The following is a 1234-nucleotide window of genomic DNA, read 5'->3' on the forward strand; positions in this document are numbered from 1 at the left end:
GTCTTCGCCACCAGGGCCGAAGCGAACCTCGCGCTCTTCGAGTACATCGACGGCTTCTACAACCCCCGCCGCATCCAGAAACGCCTCGGCTACCTCAGCCCGATCGAGTACGAGGAGAAGCACTACGTCAACCAGGCAACGACCGAACAAGTGAACCTGAAACTACGTCACCCCGCCCTGACCAGCTAGTCAACACCTCCCGCACAGCGGGGGAACCTCAAAGTCGTTTCCGCTTGGCCGCTGGGTGCATCAGCAGCGGAAGGCGCTGCGGGCGGGCGAGCTGGAGGAGCGGCGCAAGACGCTGCTGGACGCCCCGGAGGCCGGAGTGGTGTGGGAGCCGGGCGAGGAGGCGTGGGAGAACAAGCTCGCCGCGCTCCGCTCCTACCACCGGGCCATGGGGCACCTCGCGCCGCGTCAGGACGCGGCGTGGGGCGAGGGCGAGGCGATGGTCCCGGTCGGCCAGCACATGGCGAACCTTCGCCGGAAGGGCGGCCTGGGCAAGGACCCGGAGCGGGCCGCCGTGCGCGCAGCGCAGCTCACCGAGATCGACCCCGACTGGAACTGCCCCTGGCCGCTCGACTGGCAACGCCACTACCGCGTCCTCGCCGACCTGGTCGACGCCGACGGCGTGCTGCCCGACATCGCACCCGGCGTACTCATGGACGGCGACGACATCGGACGATGGCTGAAGCGGCAGAGCCAGCCAGGCACCTGGGCGCAGCTCTCCACCGAACAGCAGGAACGGCTTTCTAAGCTGGGCATCAAGTCCGCCCAGACGCCGTCTCCAGCCCTTGCGGCCACCCGTGCGGCGATGGGCCCGACCAAGGCGCAGCAGGCGTTCCAGCGAGGACTTACGGCCCTCACGCAGTGGGTCGAGCGGGAAGGGGCGGACCGGCCGGTACCACGCGGACACAGTGAGTCGATCGCGGTCGACGGCGAGACTGAGCCGGTGACCATCAAGCTGGGCGTATGGATCTCCAACACCAAAACCAGACGCGACAAACTCACCCCCGAACAGCTCGCCGCCCTGCGGGAGCTGGGCATCGACTGGATCTGACGTGGTCGGCCAGATCCCTCTCGTTTGGCATAGATCCGAGGCTGGGTTAGCCCCGGCTATTCACCGAAATTGTCCGAGCTGACGCCCTGACAGCAGAAAGGCGCCGTTGACCTGCAAGGATGCGCGTGTTGAGGACGTATCCGGGCAGAGGATCAAGGCACCTTTCTGGTGAACGAG

At 67.0% G+C, this 1234-nt stretch carries 1 protein-coding gene and 1 pseudogene; both read left to right on the top strand.

Annotated elements, in window-relative coordinates; genetic code table 11:
- Nucleotides 1–189 (top strand): IS3 family transposase (locus E6P78_RS33790; protein ID WP_168712766.1); only part of this gene is annotated, 189 nt, incomplete at its 5' end.
- A 28-nt stretch (nucleotides 190–217) separates the two neighbouring features.
- Nucleotides 218–1057, top strand: a pseudogene (locus tag E6P78_RS32510) (helicase associated domain-containing protein); the annotation flags it as partial.
- Between the last annotated feature and the right edge of the window lie 177 nt (nucleotides 1058–1234).

This window comes from Streptomyces sp. A0958 (genome assembly GCF_004795035.1).
Lineage (GTDB): Bacteria > Actinomycetota > Actinomycetes > Streptomycetales > Streptomycetaceae > Streptomyces.